We start from the raw sequence: 18,408 nt of genomic DNA, 5'->3' as shown, positions 1-18,408 counted from the left end.
TGCTTTTTACGGCAACCGGGAGATATATAGGGCTAATGTGTGCAGATTATTTTTTCAGCTCGTTTATTGCTACCTGCGGCTGCAAAACATTATGCACTTTCTCGGTAACAATCGCTTTAGCCACGCTGAATTTTTTGGTCTTTTTTATGTCAGTTGCCGAATCACCAACTTTTACTTCGTAAGTACCGGCTTGTACAATCCATGATTGTTTTGCGGTATCAAATGATGCCAGGTCTTTGGCTGTTAAAGTCAGATTGATAGTTTCTGATTCCTTTGGCTGCAATAATTTAGTTTTAGCAAAGGCTTTCAGCTCTTCGGCTGGCTTTGGCAATCCGCTCTGAGGCGCACTTACGTAAAGTTCGGCTACTTCCTTACCTGCAACATCGCCCGTGTTGGTAATCGTAATGGTCGCGGTAATTGAGCCGCTGAATGTCGGTGCGCTTAGCTTCAGATCGCTGAATTTGAAGTTGGTGTATGACAAACCATAACCAAACGGATAGGCAGTTTTTACATCAAAAGTATTGTAATAACGATAACCTACATAAATTCCTTCTTCGTAGGTTACCTCACCTGGTCTGCCCATCATTGGATTGGGTTTTTCACCTGGAGGCAATGGCAAGTCCTTTCCAGGGAAATTCTTCGCTGATGGCACGTCTGAATACTGTATCGGGAAGGTGGTTGCCAGCTTGCCCGAAGGGTTTACTTTACCGCTTAGTATATCGGCTATAGAATTACCTCCCTCTAAGCCTGGCTGCCATGCCAGCAATATACCGTCTGCCTGATCTCTCCAGCTCACGGTTTCAATTACACCACCGATATTTAACACCACTATTAGCTTTTTGCCTTTAGCGTGGAAAGCATCTGATATCGTTTTGATCAGGGCTTTTTCGGTTTCAGAAAGATTAAAGTCATTATCTACCTTACGGTCGGCGCCCTCACCCGCATTACGACCGATAGTATAAATAGCAACATCGGCTTCATTAGCCTGTGCTGCAAGCAAATCGGCATTAACGGGCATTTGCGGAATAGGAGGCGGAGTCATAAAGATCGACATCCCTGTACGGCGTGGCTGTTTTGCTTTAGCCTCATTCAAATATGATTCATAAGCGTTTTTCAGGTTCTCATTTACTTGATAGCCTGCATTTTTCAAACCTTGTTGTAATGAAACAGTGTACGCTTTGTGGACGTCACCGCTTCCGGTACCTCCGGCTATCAGGTCATATGAACCATTACTGAATAGCGCCACGTTTTTGCCTTTCTTTATTGGCAAGGTATGATCATCATTTTTCACCAGTACCATTCCCTGTGCTGCTGCCGAGCGGGTAATCTCAGCATCTTTTTTCAAGTTGGGAGCATTGGAGAATTTATACTTTTTGAATTCCGGTGTTTTCAGAATAATGTTCAATATCCTGGTCACGTTCAAATCCAATTGTTTCTGGCTAAGTTTACCACTTTTCACCGCATCAACAATAGTCTGTGATTGCTGAGGGCCGCCAGGCATGATCAGGTCATTTCCGGCTTTCATTTGTGCAACGGCATCTTTTCCACCAAACCAGTCGGTCATTACAAGCCCTTTAAAGCCCCACTCATTGCGCAATATGGTAGTTAATAAATCGTGCCTTTGTGAAGTATATGTACCGTTGATCAGGTTGTATGATGACATTACTGTCCAGGGCTGTGAATTTTTAATAGCAATCTCGAATCCTTTCAAATAAATTTCGCGCAAGGCTCTTTCACTTACTATAGTGTTCACCCCATTACGATTGGTCTCCTGGTTGTTCGCAGCAAAGTGTTTGATAGAAGTGCCTACCCCTTGCGACTGGATACCATTGATCATTGCAGCAGCTATTTTACCGGTGATCAGCGGGTCTTCCGAATAATATTCGAAGTTACGGCCGCCCAGCGGGTTGCGGTGAATATTGACACCGGGGCCCAAAAGAACATCGGCTCCATATTCATGCACCTCAGTTCCAAACGCAGCCCCTACTCTATGGACCAACGCCGGATCCCATGATGAAGCCAGTAAAGTACCTACCGGGAAAGCGGTGGCATAATAGGTTTTGGAGCTGTCGTTGTCCCTGATCGGGTCGATACGAATACCGGCGGGACCATCGGAAACAGTAATGGAAGGAATACCTAATCGTTTGATGCCATGCGTACGGCCCGCAGCACCAGGCACTTTTTCGGGGATATTATAAGCATCCTCATCAGACGGCGGCAGCTTGAACCCACCAACATCAATACCTTCCTTCATTTGTTTTTCGGTCGGCTTAGGCATTCCGGGCATTTTAAAACCCATACCTACTACCAGTTTCGCTTTTTCTTCAAGCGTCATGGCTTTAACAACGTCTTTCACCGGGCTCTTTCCGAGCTGCGGCAAGACTACCTGCGCTTTTTGCTGCGCAGATGTATTCAAACCGATAAGGCACAGCAAACCCAGTGCTATCGGGTAGATAAATGCGTTTTTCTTCATCTCGAGTTTATTTTGATTTGAGAACCGACAAAAGAAAGCCGGGTATAATTTATAGTAATTGGTTTGTCCGACACATTTCAATAGTTAGTGTCATAATGACACAATGATAGTTATTATTTTAACATCTCCAAATTTTTTAATCATATTTATTTTATAACAAGCCTGTTACCCAACAATATTCTTCTCCTGCAATCAAATAGACAAATAGTATAATTTATAGCAGATGAATGGTTTTTAATTGATTAATTTGTCGGCCAGAATAAAATAGATTATGACTTACTGTTTAGGAATAAAGGTAAAAGAGGGACTTGTTGCCATTGCTGATACACTGATCACATCAGGAACGGAGACTGCCGTAAAGAAGAAAATATTTGTAGAACAAAAAGATGGCTTCTCACTTTTTATCATGACAAGTGGTTTACGGTCTGTAAGGGATAAAGCCGTAGTTTATTTCAAGGAGCAACTAGAGACACAAGAGTTTAACAAATTATACAAAGCGGCTAATGCATTCGGGCAGCAAATAAAGCGCGTTGCCGAAGAGGATAAAGTGTCGCTGGAAAAGGCGGGCTTTAAGTTCGATCTCAATACCATTATCGGAGGCCAGTTAAAAGACGATAAAGAACATAAGCTTTTTCTTCTGTTTCCTGAAGGCAACTGGGTTGAACTGGAACAAGGCGCACCTTATGTCATCATTGGTAACTCTGGACACGGTAAGGCGATATTGAACCGTACTTTAACGGAGAATACCAGTATGCGTTTGGCATTGAAGGCCGGATTTTTATCATTCGATTCGACCAGGGTAAGTTCCAACAATGTCGACTTTCCGATTGATGTGGTGCTGTATAAAAAAGACAGCTACGAATTAGCTGAACAGCGATATGAGCAAAAGGATTTACAGGATATATCGACCCAGTGGGCAGAAGAGCTAAAAAAAGCGCTGGAAGATATATCGGACGATTGGATGGAGCCCGCGTTTGCCAAATTGCCTAATAGCGAAAAGGTATAATCGTTGATTGAGTTAAGTGGCTGATTAAATTGATTGGTTATCATTAACTATCCCGTTCAATCCAACTTATTCTAACTCAATCCAACTTAATCAACTTAATTCAACAATAAAATGAAATTCAATGTTTCCGCTGAAATGGGGTATGAGATCAGGTCTGCGGGAACGCTGATATTGAATATTCATGCTTTGCGAACGCCAACCCAGGCCGTATTAGAGGAAACATTCATTGTCGACCCTTATGTAAAGGTGGAAGAGTTATTTTCTGTTAATGGCGAAAACAGAATCATCCGTTTGGAAATTGAAGAGCAGGGAGTTCTAAATATCACCTATAAAGCCACAGTAGATAATAACTTCGAGATAAAAGATCATAGCACCCGGGAAGAAATATTGATCGGGAAAATGGACCCGCTGGTATTGCCTTACCTGTACCCAAGCCGCTATTGCCAGTCGGATAAATTGTTCCGGCTTGCTCATAACCTGTTCGGCCACATCGAGAATCCTTTTGAAAAAGTAGTTACACTCACCAGTTGGATCAACAAAAATGTTGAATACCGCAGCGGTTCGACCAATGCGCAGACATCTGCCTACGATACTGTTACCCAACAGACCGGTGTATGCAGGGATTTTGCCCATTTGGGTATAGCCCTTTGCCGCGCTTTAACTATTCCGGCCCGCTATTTTACAGGGTATGCCTATCAGTTAGAACCCGGAGATTTTCATGCCTGCTTTGAAGCCTATATCGGCGACGAATGGATATTATTTGATGCTACCAAACTAGTGCCACTAAATGGACTGATAAAAATAGCTACTGGCAGGGATGCCGCCGATACCGCCATAGCCAATATTTTTGGTGATATATTATTTACTTCTATGCTGGTAAAGTGTGAATTGGCAGACGAAAATTTTATGCCGTTTTACTTGTAATAGCGGAAAAGCATGATTATAATACAGGGTGAGAAAAAGCCCGCAAAATGTATCAGAGAGGTGACGGATATCAAGGTGCTGGCTGCAAAATAATTTGCAGGTAGAGACGCGATGCATCGCGTCTCCACGATATACTGTACAATCACAACGGTTTTACCGGGCTACCGGTCCAATCAGTAGCAGGGGCAAGCCGCTCACCTTTCATCACCAGCGACAGGGCTTCAATTTTTGTATCATCCCCTACTTCGCTGTCATATAAAATAATGGTGCCTGCGCCAATGCTGCTTCGGGCGCCAATCTTCACCGGACCAATCTTCATTACCCTATCCTCAAATAAATGTGTCTGTGGACCGCAATCGGAATTCAGAGCTGCGTCATTACCAATAGTTACCATATCGAACTCTGTAATGTCGGTTGTGTTCATCCACACCCGTTTACCGGTTTTTACGCCCAGCAATCTTAAAAACAAAGGTAGCCACGGTGTTCCCTGCATATATTCCAGCAGGAACGGGATCGATAATGCCTCGTAAGTAGAAGTGATGGCCTCACTGCGCCACACCTTCCATGTCCACATTGGTTTTTGCTGAGATTTGTATTTACCAATAAACAGCCATTTTAATACTGCGGTAAGTAAAAAGGCCGGAATACCCATAAAAAACAGGTAATAAAATGGGAAATACAGGATGATCTTCCATAATGGATAATCGACCAGGAGATCATGGCCATAAGCGATAAATAAAATAGAGAAACAAATAATCGCACTTTCCGGCAGTATAATACGGATAAACTCCACCAGGCCGCGTGTTACCTTACGACGACGTTTAGGACTGATGGTCAACTCTGGCGGGAATGGGTTACTTTCCTGTCGTCGTGGCAAAGGTATAGCAGGCGAACCAAACCAGTCGCGGGCTTTACTATCTGTCACTTGTTGTTTATCAGGTGGGGTAGATAAAACGCCGATCAGCATATTACCTTCAAGATGGTATCCTTGGGGTATCAATGCGCTGTTGCCCACAAAGCTGTAGCTGTCGATGGTGGTTTTATCCAGTATCAATTGCTGGCCACGAACATCGGCTTCACCCAAAGTCACCGCATCGGCCACAAAAGCACCATCGCCGATCTCCAGCAGTGGGTGCGTAACGCTGCTCGCTGTTGATATTTCGGTATCCTTTCCAATCTTGGCACCCAAAGCACGGAAAAATCTTGAAACAAATACCGTGGCGTAAATGGGGTGTAATACGATCAGGCTTAACGACATCATCTGATCTGAAAACCATTTGCGCACATAAAACATACTGTAAATAGGGTAATTGCCCGGTTTTACCTTGCGTTGCAATAGCCTTGTGATAATAATAGTTTCGCCTGTGAACAGGATGATATACAGCAAGGCGAGCCCTGGGGCCCCTATCAAATAGGTAAAGTCGTAGTCATCAGCGGCATTATCCAGTTTGTTAATAGAAATAATGGTCGGTAGCAGTGGCAGTAGAATAATAAATGGGAATATCAGAATAAACAAACTGAATATCACTTTATACTTGCGGCGGGTAAATTTTGATACCGGCAGTGGTTGAGGCAAATCGGCGATGTCTTTCTTGTCGATTGATTGTGCCGGGCTTCCTTTCCAAACCTCCCCTGAAACAATGGTCTTACCTGCCTGCAAATGGCTGAGGTCTTGTAATTCGCCCCAATCTTCTATTACGCTATCCCCATCGATCATTGCACTGCTACCAATATAAGCATGTGCCCCAATCGTGATCCTGCGCAACTTCAGCATGCCGTCTTCTACAAAAGCATTGTTAAGACTGGTTTGCGAGCTTAAGCTGGCATCGTTTCCGATAGTAATAAGATCTTCAGCGCCAAAGCTAAAATCACTGATCTGCGCATCAGCGGCTATTTTCATACCTAGCATGCGGAGATACGACGGATATAACGGCGTACCATTCAGAAACTGAGCCGGCAATAGGCGTTGCATCGTTTTTACAAACCACCAGCGGAAATAATAGGTCCCCCAAAGCGGATAATCGCCCTCTTTCATTTTGCCTATTACCAGCCATTTCGTCGCCAGGCAGATGACTGTAAAAATGGGCGGCATCATTGAAAACAAAACCAATGATGTAATGATAGAATAAGCGATTACCCCAGTTTCCTGATCGACATAATAGTATCCCAGATAAGGAATAAATATCTGGAATGCAAATAGGCCGTAGATAATAAGCAATGAAACAGTTTGAGCAGCCCAGCAAGCGAGGTGCCGCAAGAATGGAACTTTTTTGTATTCACGTGCTTTCGTTTGTTGCACCCGCGGTTCTTTATCCCATGCAGCAATTAATGTACTCAGCGGACGGTTTATATACACATCTTTCAGCGAAGCATGTGGCAGCCCGGCATCACGGCGTAATTGTGATACAAATCCGGCAGCTAATAATGAGTGCCCACCCAGATCGTCAAAAAAATCCAATGACGGATCAATGGTTTTATTCGGGAATACCCTTCGTAAAATAGCCAGTATGCGGTCATGTGCCGGGGCATTCAGGTCAAGCGTTTCCTGTGCGGGACTGTTCTGATCAACGGTAAACGAATCTGGTGTTGGTAATGCTTTCCGGTTAATTTTTCCGCTCGGCATCCGCGGCATTTCAGGCAGGGTAACTATAGTGCCAGGTACCATATAGGATGGCAATGTTTTGGCCAGCTCTAATCGAAAAAGGTTTTCTTCGATACAAACCTGATCTTCCATTACCACATAACCCACAAGCTGCTCCTGTCCTGTTCCATCCTTCCGTACGGCAACTGCTGCTGATAGCACCCCGGTGATGCTATTTAATCTGTTTTCTATCTCACCTAACTCAATCCGGTATCCACGTAATTTGATCTGATCGTCAAAACGACCTTGAAGGTCGATACTCCCGTCTTTATTAATAATAGCTGCATCACCAGTGCGGTATACCCTGTCTCCGGGTAATATGGATAATGAGGCCGGTTTCTGCACAAATTTTTCCTGTGTCAGTTGCGGTAATTTTACATAACCTGCCGATACTCCCGGACCGGTTATCACCAGCTCCCCGGCTTCACCAAAAGGCACAAGGTTCAGCTTTTCGTCAACTACAGCCAGGTTGTAATTAGGCAAAGGTTGACCAATCACGATCTGATCTCCCCGATGTAATTCACCAATGGTAGCTGTTACTGTAGTTTCAGTCGGTCCATAGCTGTTATAAAATTTGATACCATCACGCGCCCATTTTGCCAGCACCTGTGGTGTACACGCTTCGCCACCTGCATTAACCAACCGGAGCGATGGTATGGTGTCTTCCATCACTGCCAGTAAACTTGGCACCGCATGCAGGATAGTTATATTTTCCCTTTTCAGCGTATCACTTAATTCATCAATAGCTTTTGAGGTGGTATTATCAGCCACCCAAAGTGTTGCCCCCACAAAATAACTGATCCAGGTCTCCTCGCACCACATATCAAAGGATACCGAGAAACCCTGGTACACTTTGTCATCAGCATTGATATCAAACACGGATTGCTCAGCACGCACCAAATGGCATATCTGTTTATGACTTATCGGAATACCTTTGGGCTTGCCTGTGCTGCCAGATGTGTAGAGCACATAAGCACAATCCGCCCCCTCTAAATCTCCCCCAATAGGGGAGACTTTTAAAAGAGGCTCCTTCGAATAAAAATCAGGACGGTCCGGTACCTGCAGCATTTTGCATTCTACATTAAGTTGCTGCATACTAAAGCAGGCTATGGCACCTACTTCTTGCAAAATCACTTCTACCCTTTCGGCGGGTATCTCACGATCGACCGGAACATAGGTTGCACCTGCCTTAATAATACCCAAAATTGCCGCATGAAGCTCGAAACCACGTTGCCACCAAACCCCTACATAATGTCCCCTGCCAATGCCGTTTTCTTTCAGGTAATTTGCTACTTTATTGCTCCACCGGTCAAGTTCAGCATAGGTCAATTTTTCATCATGGAATATCAGGGCTGTTTTATCTGCATACCGCTGTACCGACTCAGAAAACAGAGACGCAAGCGTCTCATCCCTGATCAGATCCGGGCGATCAGCGCCAATTACTATACTAAAATCATTCATAAAACAAGCCTACTTATTCGCTTTCAGGTGTATAAGACGGAAAGTATATTCTAAGGTTTATACAGGTCAATAATAATCATAGTTCTGGCATCAAAACAAGCAATGTGTGTAAATCTTTTAGTACTTTTCAACTCAAATATTAAACGCCTTAGCAACTGAATGATAACTTGCTGTTTCACTGAAATTAAGCACCGATGGAGTGACCACGAACTTGCTGATAAGCTGGCTTTACTCCCCGAGAGCCTGCAGCACCAGGCACTGCGGAAAAGGCAGTGGATAGATAAGCAGTTATCGGTTTGCGGCAAATTGCTGCTTCTGGAATTGTTGAAGGAATATAACAGCAAAAACTCCCTGGCCGACCTAAAATACAATGAATACCAGCGGCCCTGTTTTGATTGCAGACCCGATTTTAACATAGCTCACTCGGGCAATATCGTTATTTGTGCTATGACGGATGAAGGACAAATTGGCATCGATATAGAACAAATAAACAAATTAGACTTTAACGATTTTACCGACTTTTTTACTGCTAACGAATGGCATTTTATTAATGATCACGCCAATAAATTTGATGGATTTTATAACTTCTGGACCAGGAAGGAGGCGGCGTTAAAAGCTATTGGCTCAGGTTTTCACACGCCTTTAAACTCTGTGGATGTATCAGGCGAAGAACTTACTTATGATGGCATTACTTATCAAATCACCCCCATGGATGTTCATCCTGACTACAAGTGCCATATTGCTTCTACTATCTTCCCTCAAAATACCGAACTCAGGGAAATGAACTTTTGATTAATTTTACAGGTATAATCTTCCGCATGAAAAAGCTTTTATTATCAATCTGTGTTGCCATACTAACTGTCAGCTTTGTTTTTGCTGATACCGTCACTATTAAACATTTTGAAGTAAAGGGTAACCCTTTTGCTAAAGATGAAATTGCGGTGGTGGCCACTGATACCGCTCATAATATTCTCGAAAACGTTAATGGAAAATTCACTTTTTCGGTGAACGGATTTGAAGAACAATTACGATTTGAAAAAGGCACCGCTTTTTATCACCATAAATTGGATAAATCAAGCTTTTTGTATGTAAAGCATGTAAACGATTCCGGCACACATTCACTATTGTATTATGTATATAAAACCGATGATAAGCTAATCCCGATTCATATCAGTTGGATGGTGCTCCTTATCATCCCGGTAATTCTTGTTGTATTGAGCTACATGTTCAGGCGGTTCATCATTTTTGCCATCATCATTTTTTGCATATTCCTATATTTCAACCATCACGCTGGCCTGGGCATCCCCACCTTTTTTGAAAGCATTTTTGATGGGTTAAAGGGGCTGTTTAAATAGGGTTATAATTGTTGTAGAAATTGTAAAGGTTGGATTGGTGGGTGGTTTAACTTAATCAACCTAATTAACTACTTAACACATTCAATAACTCACTCATTTACTAATTCGCTAATTGCATTAAAACGGCAGTCCTATACCGAAGTTAAGCTGCAGGAAGTTGAAGTTATCATAGTTCGATGCTCTATATGCCCGTTTAAAATCTCCGGTGTGAAATAACTCATTGAAATGGTTGACGAGTACCCACTGATCAGAGCCTGTAAATTCCGGGTCTTTAAATTTAAGAGCAGCATCAAATCTGAAAATAAAGAAGCCCAGGTCGAAACGTAATCCTGTACCAATACCGATTGCAGTGGATTGCCAGAATTCTCCCAGCCTGAACTCTCCATTAGGGTTCTCAAATTGCTTATGCAAACGCCAAACGTTACCAGCATCAACAAAAACGGCCCCTTTTAGCTTCGAGCCGAAAAAATCATTTGCGAGCTTGTACCGATACTCCAGGTTCGAAACAAACTTTATTTCGCCAAACTGATCCAAATATTTCAGGCGCTTTAAGGTTGTAGTATCGCCGGCATATGCCAGTCCCCGATTGAACAGGCCCGGGCCTAAAGTACGGGGTAACCAAGCCCTGATATCGTTTGCGCCTCCAGTGTAAAAGTTTTTCTCAAACACTAATTGCGAGCTATTTCCATATGGCACACCTATACCCGGGTTGATACGAAACACCAGCTGCTTTTCTCCACCAAAACTCTTGTAAAATCTCAGGTCAATTTCACCCTTTGCGTATTGGGCAAATGTATAACCAAAAATTGTCCGCTGGCCAGCTGTATCTCTCGGCGTATTCAATAGCTTGCTTAACCCCCAAAGTGTGTTACCCCCTATATCAATTGATCCTCTGAAATAAAGAAAATTACGATAGGTATTTAGCTTGTTTGCATTCAATTGATAGGTGTATTGACTACCGGATGAGAAAATGGTGCGACCGATCAGGTAGACATAAGAATAATAGTTTCTATCTAACAATTTTCTTTTGGCGGCAGTGTCTATGTTTCCTTTTGAAAATTCGATATCAATAGGGGTTAGAGTATGTACCTTGTCCGGCGTTTCAGTGAAATCATAAGTTATAGAATTTACAATGCTCTGGCGTTCAACGAGGCCTTTTTGAAAGAAAAGCGTGTAATTGCTTGAAAACGAGGTATGTGGCACACCGTATTTGCCTAAAACAGGCAAATTGAATGGCGATAATATCTGTGGGTAGGTTATTGTTCCACCCAATTTAAACTCCTGGTTTTCAATACCCCCCGCGTTCGATGAACCGTTATCGAACAATACGCTGTAATTGAATTTGATCTGTAAAGTTGCGGCGGTTTTAAATATATTCCTGTCGGTAAAAGTATTACCCGCGCTAAACCCGTAACGTCCTGAATTAAACAGAAACTCCCCCTCAACCCGGTTCGACATTTGTTTTAATGGTACAAGGTCAATTTTGGTGTTCAGGCGATTAGTACTATCCGGAAGCTTTTCATAGGTGGGGTTAGGCACATTACGGAACACATTCAATTCCGAAAGCCTTGATGTGGTCAGCGATTGCTTATCGATACTATACAGGTCGCCTTTTTTCTGAAAACTATAAATCGTAATGATCCTTGGCCGGAATTTCTTAGAGAAATCAACAAACCTGAATTGCGAATCAACCCGCATGGTATCTACCTTCCCCGGTGTGCGCCCACTGCTGGTTGAGACTGTAATTATGGTGTTATTAATTTTATAAATAGGGTGCGCCGGTTTGCCGGGTGGATTATCAATAATCATTTTTATATCAGCAATACCTTTATTAAAGGTAGTGTCGGAATTAAAACTAATGTATTGCCTGAAAAAGTCATAATAACCGTTACGCTTCATTAGCATATACATTTCATCGCGTTCAGCCGCCAAACTATCCGTATCGAATCTTTCACCCTGCCTGACATGGTTTAATCTGCCGGCATTGGCACGGTATAATGCCTGCATTTTTTTGTCGGCAATACTGTCGGTGAAATTTCTCACCCTGAACATAGGACCTTCTGTTGCTGTAAATATCAACTCAGCCCTTTTCTTTTTTACCCTTATGCTGTCGGTCACCTTCGCTTTCAGGTAGCCCTTGTTTTGCAGGAACTTCTGGATCTGTAATCTTGAAAATTCTATCAAGGCACTATCCACTAAATTAGGGGATTCACCAATGTCCCTTTTCCCGTTTTTACTGAACCAGTAATACAATTTAAGATTGAGGGCATTATTTGGCTGCTGCTCTTTATCAACGTAGTTAAGGGCTGCTTCTGAGAACTGTTTATCAACACCTTTTATAGTGATCTTCCTGATAAGTGCCTCATTATCTTTAAGGCGGTGCGTCAAACCGCAGGACGACGCCAGAAAGAGGAGCAAAATACTTAATATTGTAAGGCGATACCCTTCAGGTTTATTATATGCTTTCAAAATCTCAGATCAATTTATTAAAGTCATTACAACAAAAAAAGTTTCGCCGCGAACATGGTTTATTTATTGTTGAAGGCCATAAATCTATCGCTGAATTTATTAATTCGGCATACCTGGTAGAGGCCATTTACTACACTCGTTCGTTCGATTCAAAAGTGCTGAAATTATCCCAAAAAATAAACTCTTGTGAAATTTCTGCTACGGAGCTGGAGAAGGTGAGTAGTTTAAAAACACCGCAGGATGCTCTGGCGTTAATAAAGATCCCCCAATGGCCGGTTTTGCATCATGAACAGCTAAAAGGAAAGTTTTCATTAGTGTTGGATGGCGTACAGGATCCTGGCAATATGGGCACTATTATCCGCATTGCCGACTGGTTTGGTATCGATCATATCATTTGTTCGGAAGATACGGTTGATGCTTATAACCCAAAAGTGGTACAGGCCTGTATGGGCTCGCTGGCAAGGGTGAAGATTCATTATACATCATTGACTGAACTTTTGCCTGGAATAAAATTACCTGTATTCGGCGCACTGCTGAACGGCGCGAATATTTACGAAACTGATTTTGGCAAGGAAGGGTTGATCGTGATGGGGAATGAGGGGAATGGTTTAAGGCCTGAAATAAAGGAAATGGTAGATAAAGGCATCACCATACCGCGCATAGGCAAAGCAGAATCACTAAATGTGGCTATTGCTACAGCGCTGTTTTGTTCGGAAATAACGAGAAAATAATATTGATTAAGAATCTCAATATTTTTTCAGATCGAATACCAATAAAAAGGTCCATAGGAACCAATTGCTGGTGAAAAGTGCCAATTAATGAACATCGCGTGCCATAGGTGCGAAATGTCATCGCCAGCCGCAAAGCCGGCGATTTACATATTGCCCCTACAGGGCAGAAAATACATTTATATTTTTTTCTACCAACATTTGGCTCCGGCGGAGCTTTAACCGTGTAACTTTCTTCATTTTGGTCTCGTTGTGCAACACCAAACGCTTTTATTCGTAATAAATCTGACAAATAAACTTGGCAGCCAATAAATATTTACTATTTTTGCACTCCTTAAAAATGGTCGGATGGCCGAGTGGCTAGGCAGAGGTCTGCAAAACCTTTTACAGCGGTTCGAATCCGCTTCCGACCTCGAGGTTTAAAAAATTTAAAAATACAACACCATGGGCGTTACTCGTTTAAAAAGAAAAGACAGAAGAAATAAAACTGTATCTCGCTTAGAAGTACAAGGTCTGAAACTGGCTACCAACATCGAATTAGGCAGCCGTTCAAAAGAACCAAAACACAGCCAGATCGACAAAAACAACGCTGCTTTAGCTAAAGCAGTAGCCGGAAAATAATTCTTCTTTCGGGTTAGAATGAGACGCAATACATAGCGTCTCTACAAAAAGGAAATACAAATCCTGTTAGTTTTTTGCTGACAGGATTTTTTTATTGATCCTTTTGATCAGTCCCGGACCTTCGTAAATAAACCCGGTATAAAGCTGAATCAATGATGCGCCTGCCTTCAATTTTTCTATGGCATCCTCAGGTGAGTGTATCCCTCCCACACCGATGATCGGGAAAGCGCCGTTTGATTTTTTGGAAAGATAGCGTATTACTTCTGTTGAACGTTGAGCCAATGGTTTCCCGCTTAATCCGCCGGTTTCTCCACTTAATTTCTCCGATTTCAATCCTTCACGTACGACGGTAGTATTAGTAGCGATAATACCAGCTATTTTAGTTTCCTTTACTATATCAACAATGTCGTCCAATTGTTCGTTTGTCAAGTCAGGGGCAATCTTTAGTAATATCGGTCTGCTGATGCCATTCTTTGAGTTTCGCTGCTGCAGGGTGTTCAGGATATGCATCAAGGGCTCTTTCTCCTGCAATGCGCGCAGACCGGGTGTATTTGGCGAGCTTACATTCACCACAAAATAGTCCACCACATCAAATAAGCGGTCGAAACATTTTATATAATCGTTTACAGCTTCTTCATTGGGTGTAGCCTTATTCTTGCCAATATTACCACCGATGATTAATCCCTTCCGTGATCTTTTCGCGTCACGGCGATAGGCGGAAATCCGCTCCGCAGCAACATCAACACCCTGGTTGTTAAAGCCCATGCGATTGATCAGTGCTTTATCAGACGGCAGGCGGAACATTCTTGGCTTTAAGTTGCCTGGTTGTGGTAACGGGGTTACGGTACCTATTTCAACAAAACCGAAGCCCAGATTGCCCATTTCGTAGATCATCTCTGCGTTCTTATCAAAGCCCGCTGCCAATCCAACCGGATTGTTAAACTTCAAACCAAAAACCTCCTTCTGCAATCGTTTATCTTCCAGATCCCAAAGCATCCTGCTGAATGCAGTCCCGCCCGGAATGCGATTAAACCTTTTCAGGTTGCGGGTGACGAAATAATGGACTTTTTCAGGGTCAAACTGGAAGAGCAGCGGCTTAATTAACTGATACATGCCGCGAAGTTAGTAGTTTTGGTTGTAATTGGTCGTAGCAGTTGTAATGGTTGTAGTAGTTGCATTTGTTGTATTGGCTACTCAGTAATAAATTCGAAATTAAAAATTCGATATTCGATATTACTTAACCATTCGCCTTTCCACCCTTCGCCTTTCACCTCAAAAACGTATCTTTGCGCGCAAATGATTGCTATTAACAACCTTACGTTCGAGATTGGTGCGCGGGCCCTGTATGACGAAGCCAACTGGCACATAAAACCTGGTGAAAAAATTGGTCTTATCGGCGCCAATGGTACCGGTAAAACAACCCTTCTAAAGCTGATCGTTGGTGACTACACGCCTACTTCGGGTACTATTTCCATGGCGAAAGATTTGACCATGGGTTATCTGAACCAGGATTTGCTCAGCTACTCATCCGACAAAAATATATTACATGTTGCTATGGAAGCTTTTGAGCGCCAGAACCAACTGCACGATGAGATAGAAGTTTTGCTTAAGAAACTGGAAACCGACTACAGTGAAGATCTGTTGCATAAACTGAGCGACAAACAGCATGAGTTTGAATTGCTTGACGGGTACAACATCGAATATAAAGCACACGAAATATTAGCTGGTCTGGGTTTTAGCGAACCGGATACTCACCGTAAGCTGAGCGAGTTTTCGGGCGGGTGGCGTATGCGTGTGATGCTGGCGAAGATATTGTTGCAGGCACCCGATATTCTATTGCTCGATGAGCCTACCAACCACTTGGACTTACCATCTATTCAGTGGCTGGAAGAATATCTGAAAGCTTTTGAAGGAGCGATCATCATTGTTTCGCACGATAGATGGTTTTTGGACCGTGTGATCAACCGTACGGTTGAATCGCGCAAGGGCAAACTGACTGTTTATGCGGGCAATTATACTTTCTATTTAGAAGAGAAAGCTCAGCGTGAAGAAATTCAGCGCGGTGAATTTAAAAACCAGCAGGCAAAAATAAGACAAGAAGAACGCCTGATCGAACGCTTCAGGGCAAAGGCATCAAAAGCAAAGATGGCCCAATCGCGTATAAAAGCCCTGGACAGAATGGAGCGTGTAGACGATGTGGATGACGATAACCCCGAGGTTAGCTTCTCTTTCCGTTTCTCGAGACAATCAGGCAGGCATGTAGTGACGCTTGAACACGTTAATAAAAGCTTCCCTACTATCGAAATATTAAATGATGCGGAAGCTTTGATTGAAAAGGGTGATAAAATCGCTTTGATCGGTGCCAATGGTAAAGGTAAATCAACCCTACTACGAATTATTGCCGGAGCTGATAAAGATTTTAAGGGATCGGTACAGCAAGGGCATAACGTAACGCAAACCTTCTTTGCACAGCACCAGTTGGAGGCGTTGCATTTAGAGAATACCATACTAGGCGAGTTACAATCATTCGCGCCAAAGCACAATGAGACAGAATTGCGTACCATTTTAGGTTCGTTCCTGTTCACCGGAGATGATGTGTTTAAGAAGATCAAAGTATTATCCGGTGGTGAGAAATCGCGTGTGGCACTGGCCAAAGCGTTGACGGCGGATGCCAACTTCCTGATCCTCGATGAGCCTACCAACCACCTGGACATGCAGTCGGTGAATATATTGATACAGGCTTTGCAGCAATACGAGGGTACGATCATCGTAGTATCGCACGACCGCTATTTCCTGGATCATGTGGCCAACAAGATATGGTTTATTGAAGACCATAAGATTGTTACCTATCCGGGTACTTACCAGGAGTACGATCATTGGTATTCGAAGCGTAAATTGCAACCAAAAGCTGAGCAGGCTCCAAAACCTGAGAAGAAGGAAGAAAAGAAAGTGTCTGTTGCTTCTAAAAAGCCGGATGACGAAAAAGCTAAACAGTTAAAGAAACTAAACCAGGAGCTGGCAGGGATGGAGCAACAGATAGAAGCGCTGGAAAAAGAAGTTAAAGGTTTGGAAAGCCAATTGGCAGATGATAAACTCTATACTAATGCGACTAAAGCGCAGGAAGTGACCGATACCTATCAGCTTAAAAAACTAGAACTGAAAGAAGTTCAGGCGAAGTGGGAGAATTTGGCTGAGCATATTTTGGAGCTGGAGGCGTAAGGTTAGTTAACTAGAGATTAGTTGATTAGAGAATAGGATTCTAAAACAAAGGGTGTCACACTGAGGCACTCGAAGTGTGTGCGTAAAGGCCTTTGCCCGCTATGCTTCGAGTGCCTCAGCATAACACCGATGCACAACAATAAATCCGTATTATGCTTATGAAGTGGTTAATCATTTTAGGATTTGTTTTTTCTTTTACTCTCCATTCCATTGCACAACCATATACCAACCAGGTCTTAAGGCCAGAGATCAAGACGGTTGAGTTTTTCAACACCAAAAAGAACCCTTCTTTTCCGATTATCAAGTTTAACACGGAAGAGCAGCTACAGTTAGACTTTGACGATCTGCATGGTGGCACACGCGATTTGTCCTATTCCATTGAGCATTGCGACGAGAACTGGAACCCCTCCATTCTTTCGCCGATGGAATACTTGCAAAATTTTACCGAAGACAGAATACTCAATTACAGTTACTCCACAGCTACACTTCAGAAATTCACACATTACGAAGTAAAGTTGCCTAATGACAATATCAAGCCCAAGATATCCGGCAATTACGTCCTGAAGGTTTATGAAGATGGGGATAAATCAAAAGTTCTGATCATCCAGCGATTTTATGTGGTTGATTCAAAAGTATCTACCCTGGCAGAGATGGTTCCGTCGGCAGATAATAATTTGCGGCAAACTAACCAGAAGATCAATCTGCAAATCAATTACGGTGCATTGCGGGTTCAAAACCCTAACTATGATATTAAGGCTTTCATTATGCAAAATTCACGCCCGGAAACTATGCAGGTGAGCACACAGCCCTCAAGCATCAGGGGCAATACATTGGTTTATAATGATGTGAGCACTTTTGATTTCCCGGGATTGAACGAGTTCAGGCACTTTGACACGCGTAGTTTGAAGCTGAACTCTGATCGCATATCTCATATTTACAGGGATACCGCCAATACCGTTATTCTGCTCACTGATCCTACTCTGGATCAGCCTAATTACACCCTGTTTTACGATAACGACGGCAACTTCTATATTCTTAACCAGGAGGGCAGCGATCCCCGTATTGATGCCGATTATGCGCATATGTATTTTACGCTGGCAAGTACAAAAACAGCAGGTGATGGTTCGGCTTATATTGTTGGTCAGTTTAACAACTATCGTATGGATGAAAGCAGCAAGCTGGATTTCGATGCTGCTAAAAACCGCTATTATATCCAACTGCTGTTAAAGCAAGGGGTTTACGACTATGAATATGTTTGGGTACCCAACAATACCCACAAACCTGATGACGCCTTTTTTGAAGGCTCTCATTACGAGACTGAGAACGAATACCAGATATTGGTTTATTATCACCCCGCAGGTGCCAGGTGGACTGAATTGGTTGGGTATCGTCCTGTGAAAGCTGCTAAGAACTAACTCCATCCCGATTACTTTCATTGGCTGGAGGAAACTCGCTTTCAGAACCTACATGACTTTTTGGCTAAAGCCATTACCCTGCCATCTCCTCCTTCC

General features: G+C 43.0%; 12 protein-coding genes and 1 tRNA gene. 9 read left to right on the top strand and 4 right to left on the bottom strand.

Annotated elements, in window-relative coordinates; translation table 11 throughout:
• Window positions 1–46 precede the first annotated feature (46 nt).
• Window positions 47–2,473 carry a glycoside hydrolase family 3 C-terminal domain-containing protein gene (locus tag Q3A68_RS07745; protein ID WP_302900489.1) on the bottom strand — a complete coding sequence of 809 codons (2,427 nt, stop codon included), beginning with the start codon at window positions 2,471–2,473 and terminating at the stop codon, window positions 47–49.
• Window positions 2,474–2,744: 271 nt separating this feature from the next.
• On the opposite strand from Q3A68_RS07745, the gene Q3A68_RS07740 reads away from it, so the two are divergent.
• Window positions 2,745–3,479 (top strand): proteasome-type protease, encoded by a 735-nt coding sequence (locus Q3A68_RS07740; protein WP_302900488.1) that lies wholly within the window; start codon window positions 2,745–2,747, stop codon window positions 3,477–3,479.
• Window positions 3,480–3,590: 111 nt separating this feature from the next.
• Window positions 3,591–4,403: a transglutaminase-like domain-containing protein gene (locus Q3A68_RS07735; RefSeq protein WP_302900487.1), complete on the top strand. Its 813-nt coding sequence runs from the start codon at window positions 3,591–3,593 to the stop codon at window positions 4,401–4,403.
• Window positions 4,404–4,545: 142 nt separating this feature from the next.
• Here the strand turns inward: Q3A68_RS07735 and Q3A68_RS07730 are convergent, their stop codons facing one another.
• On the bottom strand, window positions 4,546–8,505 hold the full coding sequence (locus Q3A68_RS07730) for a Pls/PosA family non-ribosomal peptide synthetase (protein ID WP_302900486.1): 3,960 nt from the start codon (window positions 8,503–8,505) through the stop codon (window positions 4,546–4,548).
• Window positions 8,506–8,664: 159 nt separating this feature from the next.
• Between Q3A68_RS07730 and Q3A68_RS07725 the strand changes: the two genes are divergently transcribed.
• Complete coding sequence (locus Q3A68_RS07725; protein WP_302900485.1) at window positions 8,665–9,297, top strand: 4'-phosphopantetheinyl transferase family protein; 633 nt, start codon at window positions 8,665–8,667, stop codon at window positions 9,295–9,297.
• A 26-nt stretch (window positions 9,298–9,323) separates the two neighbouring features.
• Window positions 9,324–9,860, top strand: coding sequence for a hypothetical protein (locus tag Q3A68_RS07720; RefSeq protein WP_302900484.1), 537 nt, complete (start codon window positions 9,324–9,326; stop codon window positions 9,858–9,860).
• A 117-nt stretch (window positions 9,861–9,977) separates the two neighbouring features.
• Here Q3A68_RS07720 and tamL read toward each other — a convergent pair whose 3' ends face one another.
• A complete protein-coding gene (tamL, locus tag Q3A68_RS07715; RefSeq protein ID WP_302900483.1) occupies window positions 9,978–12,329 on the bottom strand; it encodes a translocation and assembly module lipoprotein TamL in 2,352 nt (783 codons plus the stop codon).
• Here tamL and Q3A68_RS07710 point away from each other — a divergent pair.
• From Q3A68_RS07710 to Q3A68_RS07700, 3 genes are all read left to right on the top strand, one after another.
• On the top strand, window positions 12,320–13,060 hold the full coding sequence (locus Q3A68_RS07710) for a TrmH family RNA methyltransferase (RefSeq protein ID WP_302900482.1): 741 nt from the start codon (window positions 12,320–12,322) through the stop codon (window positions 13,058–13,060). The genes tamL and Q3A68_RS07710 overlap by 10 nt on opposite strands.
• Window positions 13,061–13,399: 339 nt before the next feature.
• Window positions 13,400–13,470: transfer RNA gene (locus tag Q3A68_RS07705), tRNA-Cys, on the top strand.
• 31 nt (window positions 13,471–13,501) lie between these two features.
• On the top strand, window positions 13,502–13,678 hold the full coding sequence (locus Q3A68_RS07700) for a spore protein (protein ID WP_302900481.1): 177 nt from the start codon (window positions 13,502–13,504) through the stop codon (window positions 13,676–13,678).
• Between the two features lie 66 nt (window positions 13,679–13,744).
• Here the strand turns inward: Q3A68_RS07700 and Q3A68_RS07695 are convergent, their stop codons facing one another.
• Window positions 13,745–14,791 carry a quinone-dependent dihydroorotate dehydrogenase gene (locus Q3A68_RS07695; RefSeq protein WP_302900480.1) on the bottom strand — a complete coding sequence of 349 codons (1,047 nt, stop codon included), beginning with the start codon at window positions 14,789–14,791 and terminating at the stop codon, window positions 13,745–13,747.
• 183 nt (window positions 14,792–14,974) lie between these two features.
• On the opposite strand from Q3A68_RS07695, the gene Q3A68_RS07690 reads away from it, so the two are divergent.
• Window positions 14,975–16,897 (top strand): ABC-F family ATP-binding cassette domain-containing protein, encoded by a 1,923-nt coding sequence (locus Q3A68_RS07690; protein ID WP_302900479.1) that lies wholly within the window; start codon window positions 14,975–14,977, stop codon window positions 16,895–16,897.
• Window positions 16,898–17,055: 158 nt separating this feature from the next.
• On the top strand, window positions 17,056–18,312 hold the full coding sequence (locus Q3A68_RS07685) for a type IX secretion system plug protein (RefSeq protein WP_302900478.1): 1,257 nt from the start codon (window positions 17,056–17,058) through the stop codon (window positions 18,310–18,312).
• The last annotated feature ends 96 nt before the right edge of the window (window positions 18,313–18,408 follow it).

It is taken from the genome of Mucilaginibacter tolerans (assembly GCF_030519375.1).
In the GTDB taxonomy this organism is placed as follows: domain Bacteria; phylum Bacteroidota; class Bacteroidia; order Sphingobacteriales; family Sphingobacteriaceae; genus Mucilaginibacter.
Note: the sequence above shows the minus strand (reverse complement) of the source record. Positions and strands in the feature narration are given on the sequence as shown.

Excerpts from the sequence above, each read along its gene's own strand:
- Q3A68_RS07745 (WP_302900489.1), bottom strand. The coding sequence starts at position 2,473 with ATGAAGAAAAACGCATTTATCTACCCGATAGCACTGGGTTTGCTGTGC.
- Q3A68_RS07740 (WP_302900488.1), top strand. The coding sequence starts at position 2,745 with ATGACTTACTGTTTAGGAATAAAGGTAAAAGAGGGACTTGTTGCCATT.
- Q3A68_RS07735 (WP_302900487.1), top strand. The coding sequence starts at position 3,591 with ATGAAATTCAATGTTTCCGCTGAAATGGGGTATGAGATCAGGTCTGCG.
- Q3A68_RS07730 (WP_302900486.1), bottom strand. The coding sequence starts at position 8,505 with ATGAATGATTTTAGTATAGTAATTGGCGCTGATCGCCCGGATCTGATC.
- Q3A68_RS07725 (WP_302900485.1), top strand. The coding sequence starts at position 8,665 with ATGATAACTTGCTGTTTCACTGAAATTAAGCACCGATGGAGTGACCAC.
- Q3A68_RS07720 (WP_302900484.1), top strand. The coding sequence starts at position 9,324 with ATGAAAAAGCTTTTATTATCAATCTGTGTTGCCATACTAACTGTCAGC.
- Q3A68_RS07710 (WP_302900482.1), top strand. The coding sequence starts at position 12,320 with ATGCTTTCAAAATCTCAGATCAATTTATTAAAGTCATTACAACAAAAA.
- Q3A68_RS07700 (WP_302900481.1), top strand. The coding sequence starts at position 13,502 with ATGGGCGTTACTCGTTTAAAAAGAAAAGACAGAAGAAATAAAACTGTA.
- Q3A68_RS07695 (WP_302900480.1), bottom strand. The coding sequence starts at position 14,791 with ATGTATCAGTTAATTAAGCCGCTGCTCTTCCAGTTTGACCCTGAAAAA.
- Q3A68_RS07690 (WP_302900479.1), top strand. The coding sequence starts at position 14,975 with ATGATTGCTATTAACAACCTTACGTTCGAGATTGGTGCGCGGGCCCTG.
- Q3A68_RS07685 (WP_302900478.1), top strand. The coding sequence starts at position 17,056 with ATGAAGTGGTTAATCATTTTAGGATTTGTTTTTTCTTTTACTCTCCAT.